This is a genomic window from uncultured Thiocystis sp. (genome assembly GCF_903866365.1).
Classification (GTDB): Bacteria; Pseudomonadota; Gammaproteobacteria; order Chromatiales; family Chromatiaceae; genus Chromatium.
Genome location: NZ_CAIPNF010000165.1, coordinates 1 through 5,583 on the forward strand (window position 1 = coordinate 1; position 5,583 = coordinate 5,583).

Annotated in this window: 4 protein-coding genes; all 4 read right to left on the minus strand. The window is 57.3% G+C overall.

All coding sequences use genetic code 11. The annotated features are described in order from the left end of the window. Positions 1-95 precede the first annotated feature (95 nt). Complete coding sequence (locus QZY07_RS09310; protein ID WP_295401821.1) at positions 96-275, minus strand: hypothetical protein; 180 nt, start codon at positions 273-275, stop codon at positions 96-98. Positions 276-408: 133 nt separating this feature from the next. Next, a complete protein-coding gene (locus QZY07_RS09315) occupies positions 409-1,713 on the minus strand; it encodes an ISL3 family transposase (protein WP_295401823.1) in 1,305 nt (434 codons plus the stop codon). Continuing rightward, on the minus strand, positions 1,706-4,936 hold the full coding sequence (locus QZY07_RS09320) for a DEAD/DEAH box helicase family protein (RefSeq protein ID WP_295401827.1): 3,231 nt from the start codon (positions 4,934-4,936) through the stop codon (positions 1,706-1,708). The genes QZY07_RS09315 and QZY07_RS09320 overlap by 8 nt, the downstream gene beginning before the upstream one ends. Then, positions 4,933-5,358, minus strand: a complete 426-nt coding sequence (locus QZY07_RS09325; RefSeq protein WP_295401825.1) for a hypothetical protein — start codon at positions 5,356-5,358, stop codon at positions 4,933-4,935. The genes QZY07_RS09320 and QZY07_RS09325 overlap by 4 nt, the downstream gene beginning before the upstream one ends. Between the last annotated feature and the right edge of the window lie 225 nt (positions 5,359-5,583).

Genomic DNA, 5,583 nt, shown 5'->3' on the forward strand with positions numbered 1-5,583 from the left:
CGTGGTCCGTTCTGACGCAAGCAGGTTAATGCGGTAACGGGGTTGGCCGATCATACTGACTGTACTGTGCGAACAAGATAGTCAATAGGGTACCATTAATCGCCAAAGCCCTTACAGGGACTTGGGCGCCGCTGTACTAGGGCGTAATTGGCGTCCGGGTGGTTGGGCTGGACTTGCAGAATGGCGCGGTACAGGGCATCGGCCGCTGGCAGATGGCCAGCAAGGTGATGGTCGAGTGCCTGCTGGAGGCGTTTATCGAGAGGGAGTTTGACCATGCAGTCGGTGGTCGGCTTTCAGAGGATGCGTCACAGTCGTCTTGTCAGCCGCCTGAGTTTTTCAGGCAGCGTCAATCCGCACGAGTAAGATTGATCGGCTATTTGCAATCTGAGGTTGGAAAGTCCTGATTTCCTAGTCAAGATCACCGGCTTCGGCCATCTCGATCAAGGTTGGAATATGCGGTCCGTACTCAACTGTTTCGGAGGCGCCCTTGGTTGGAAATGGGGTTTCGGATGGGGCTGTTAGGCGCACTCCACTACCCACCTTGCGCGCATGTTTGGCATACAGGGTTTTAGCCCGGATGATCTCGTAGCTGTACCCGCGCCCCATTCTGTTCGAAAGCTTAATCAGGCCGTTCAGGCACTCTGTATAGGCATTGGTGATCTGGGCGGGCGAGTCCCAATAGGCAAAGATACTGTCGTAATGGTTATGCACGGTCTTGACGAGGCCACGGAATTTCTCAAGTTCGTTCTCTGGCAGCGTGTTTTCCCATGCCTCAAAGGCACGCATTGCAGACGCTTTGTCCGGCTCGTCGTAAATCTGGAAGAAAGCTTCTTTGAAATCGTAGGCTTGGGCCAGTTCTGGAATCTTCTGACGAACCACTTCCAGCGCTTTCTGCTCGGCGGTGCTGAGGTTGCTTGGCCGCTTCAGGATGAGCCAGCGAATCGACTTTTTCACATGGATCCGCTCCTCCTTGGTCAGCGTCGACTGATACTTCTTCCGCTCTTCTTCCAAGGCTTCGGAGGCCATTTTCACGACATGGAACTTGTCGATGACCAGCTTGGCATTCGGTAGGTATTGGCTGAATGATTGTTTGAACGGTCGCCACATATCCGTGCAAACCCACTCAACCCGTTCCCTGTCTCGCAAATTCTTGAAGAACGGTTTCAGATGCTCCTGGGTGCGAAACTCCAGCATCTGAAAGACATTATTCGTGGCTAGGTTCGTAATCACGCAACGATAGTCACCCGCCAGGCTGACTTCGTCGATGCCCATGATGACCGGCGTCTCGTAATGAACGGTGCGTTCCAGCTCTTCAATCAGGTCACGGGCAATGTTCTTGATCGTATTGACCGCCAGGCCGGTCTGCTCCGCGAGGGCATGGAAGGTCATGCCAAGACAGCGTTGGCGGATCGCGCCCACCAGCCGCTTAGTGGCCCGGCGCTTCTCATCCAGAAAAACCAGTTCAGGTGTGACGGTCTTACCGCAGGTCTCGCACCGATAGCGTGGGCGGGTGATTTCCAGCCGAACGGGCTGCATCTGCATGGGGGTGTCGGCAAAGACATTCGACCGTCGACCATGCCGATAGAGTGGCTTTGCGCAATCCGGGCAGTGAGGCAATTCACCCTCCACCACGTCGGCAAGGATGGTGATGCCTCGATGGCTCGTGTGCAAATCGACCGGCTTCACGCCGGGCAGGTTGAGCAGATCAAACACCCAGGTCGTCCAGGTCAATGTCCTGCTGGTCGCGGATCAGTTCATAGACCACATCGGTCAGCGCCGCCATTGCCTGGCGATCCGACTTCAGAACCAGGGTGGCGAGTTGCTGGTGTGAGGTCAGTGCGCGAACAACGCCCTGTTGCACCGCACCGGGCAGATTGCCCTTCAGTGCCTGCTCTCGCGGATTGTTTTCGACTTGGGCCATGACCACATCGTTCTCGCGGGTAATCGCGACGATGTGATTGACGAAGGTCGCCTGGTCGCGCAATGGCGTGGTATCGCCAAACAGGTGGTTGAGTCTGGCGATGATCTCGTGAAGGAAGTGCGGGTTGTCGCCGGCAGAATCGCCGCCGCCCGATCCGACCGGCTTCAAGACCGGCGCATCGTCATCGCCAGACGGATCGTCTTCTTTTCGCTTGATGTCGAATCCTGTGAGCACCAGGCCCTTCAGGTCGACATTCTCCGGCGTCTCGCCGCTGAGGCGTTTCTGGAGCAGCTTGGCAAAGGCGGCAAAGTTCTCCAACTCCGGGTCACCGAAGTCGATCAACTGGGCCACATAGGCATAGGTTCGGCAGAAGCGCCCGAGCCCGGTTTTGAAGGCCATCAACGTCTTGATCTGGTCGGCGTGTTCTTTCCGATGATGATCCGCCGATTTCATGCCCGCCTCGTCGCCCAGGCTGTGCGCCCTATTGAAGGTAGCTTCCCAGGTCACAATCGCTTCGCGCAGCATCTTCAGTCGCTGGTTAAACAGTCGCGTCGGCCCTTCTGTGGCGGCATACAGCGCCTTGTGCTGCGGCTCATGGGCATGAGTGATGTCGCGGATCGTCTTGAAGCGCGCGTCCTTGAAGCGATCTAGGTCATCGGCCTCGTACAGACCTTGAGCATCAAGCTGTTCCTTGATCTCATAAACCACATTGAGGTCTTGCACGTCATCGATCTGTGCCCCGTCGTCATACAGGGCGAACGCACGCCGAACATTGGCCGGGTCATTCACGAAGTCGATAATGAAGACATCATCCTTGCCCGGAGCCATCCGGTTGAGGCGGCAAAAGGTCTGGACGATTTCCACGTCATTGGCAACTTTCTTGTCGACATACATGGCCATCAGTTTCGGCTGATCGAATCCGGTCTGGAACTTGTCGGCCACCAGCATCACCCGGTATTCCGGGCGATCAAAGGCATAGCGCAAATCCTGTCCGGCAATGTCCGGATTCATGTTTTCCTCCGTGAATTCCTCGCTCTCATCGACGCGGAACGTCTCGTCAGCCAATCGCTCGTCATCCGGGTGCATCACCTGCTTGCCCGTCATTTTTCCGGAGAAGGCGATCAGGGAGCGAATGCCGACATATTCCGAGTGTTTAGCAATGTAGGCATCGAAGCCTTTCTTGTAGCGAATTGCCGCCGCCCGCGAACTGGTGACGACCATGGCCTTGGCCTTGCCATCGAGCCGATGGGCGACGTTCTTGCTGAAGTGCTCGATGATGAATTGCACCTTCTGCGTGACGTTGGTCGGGTGCAAGGACATCCATTGCGCCAACGCCCGTTTGGCCGCCTTGCCGCTCACCCGCTTGGTGTCCTCGATCTGCTTGGCGAGGTTGAACGCCGTTTGGTAGGGCACGTAGCCCCGCAGAACATCCAGGATGAACCCTTCTTCAATGGCCTGCCGCATGGGGTAGCGATGGAACGCTCGGGGCAGATTGTCCTTCGATGGCGGTTGTGTCGGGTTGGTCGGTCGGCCAAAGAGCATGAGGGTCGAATGCTTCGGCGTGCCGGTGAAGGCGAAGTAGCTGATGTTGTCCGGACGCGCCCGCGACTTCTGAACCTGTTCTAGCAGTTCCTCCACCGTCAGCGTGGACATCTTGCCCTTACCAATCATGGCAAGCGCCGTCTGGAGCTTGGCGGCCGTCGATCCGGTTTGCGAGTGATGTGCCTCATCAATGATGACGGCAAAATTTTTGCCCTTTAGGGCCTTGTCCGTCACGAGAGCTTCCATCGCATAGGGAAAGGTCTGAATGGTGACGACAATGATGGGCGTGCCAGCCAGCAAGGCATCGGTGAGTTGCTGACTCTTCGACTTCGAGGACTTCTGGCGATCAATGGCCGCAATCACGCCGAACTGATGGTCAATCTGCTTCACCGCATCCCGAAGCTGCCCATCCAGGACCGTGCGATCCGTCACGATGATGACACTGCTGAAAATGCCCTCGCCGTTGTCCCGCCGCAGCTTGATCAGATCGTGAGCCGTCCAGGCAATGGTGCTGGTCTTGCCGGAACCCGCGCTATGGTCGGCCAGATACGACCTGCCGGAACCATTCTTCTTGGCGTCGTCGATCATTTCATTGACCGCTGACCATTGATGAAAACGCGGGAAGATCAAGGTTTCCTTCTTCGACCAGTTACCTTTCAAGTCGACCACATCCTTTTTTTCGACATAGACGAAGCTGTGGAAGATGCGCAGCCAGGCATCCGGTTGGCAGACCTGCTCCCAGAAGTAGGCGACGGGGTATTCCTGATCCTTGCGTTCGGGGTTGCCGGCATGGCCTGCGTTGCCCTGGTTGAAGGGCAGGAAGAAGGTGTTCTCGCCATCGAGCTTGGTGGCCATCTGGATGTCGGAATCCGACATCGCAAAATGCACGACCGCCCCGCGCTTAAAGGTCAGCAGCGGCTCACGGCGCTTGGTCTTGGGGTCATACGGCAGGCGGTCGGTACGGTACTGATCCATCGCCGCGTCAGCCGACTGGGTGAAGTCGGTCTTCAGTTCCACCGTGGCGACCGGGATCCCGTTGATGAACAGCACCAAATCAATCGCCAGGTTACGCGACGGGTGGTAGTGGAGTTGCGGCACCACGCGCAGGCGATTGGCCGCATAGCGCTTCAGGACGTCGGCGTTGCGCTGGTCTTCCGGTGCGCCTTCAGAAAGATCGAGGTGCCCACACCCAGCAATGGAGAAGCCTTGGCGCAGCACTTGGACGGTGCCGCGTGTCTCCAGTGCCTTGGCCAACCGATCCATTAACACCTCGCGGGCACGTTCACCGTTGTCCTTGCAGAGCTTCGCCCATTTCTCGGGTTGCGTGGCTTCCAACCAGGCAATGAGGTCATCCGCGTACAAGGCACGCTCGGTGTCGTAATGGAGCGTACTGCCAACCGTCCAGCCCTGTGCTTCCAGCTTGGAAACGACGTAGCTCTCGAAATGCTTTTCCTGGTGGGCGGTGGAATTCATCGCTGCGGCTCCTTTGATTGCGAAGCAGCCTGCTTCGCGGCCGTGAAGTTCTCGTACCAACCGCCCAGCCGACGTTTCACGAGCGATGGAAGCGCCTTGTCCAGCTTGTCCTTGAAGGCGTTATCCTGGGTTTGCTCATAGGTCACTTCCTTGAACACTAGATTGACCTTTGGCGACTCGCTTTCGGCGCGACCGAGGCTTGTGTGCAACCCTTCCGCGATCATCTCTAGGTCATCTTCCTGTAGCGGCTTGGCTACAACAGAGCGCGCCATTCGCTCAGCGATCAAATTCACCGCATCATTGATGATGGCGCCCGCTTCTTCGGCCAAAGTCTTGCGCATGCCTTCGGAGTGGGCGAACAGACGCACCTTGTAAGCATCCACCCGCTTTTCGAACTCCAGGCGGCGGGCGCGCTCAATCATTCGGCCGAAACCCTGCACGTCGTAAAGGTAATCGGCCTCGATGGCATGACGTTCGCGGTTCAGGCCCGCTTCGCTGATCGGCTCCTCTAGCAGCCTGTCGGACTTTCCGGGCGCTGAGCAGTGTGTCCCTGTACAATAGGGCCATCAACACTAAGGGCCTGTGCCGATGAGCCACTTTCGAACGATCGACCGCGACATCGATTTCCTGCTGCCGCCTTCGGTGCA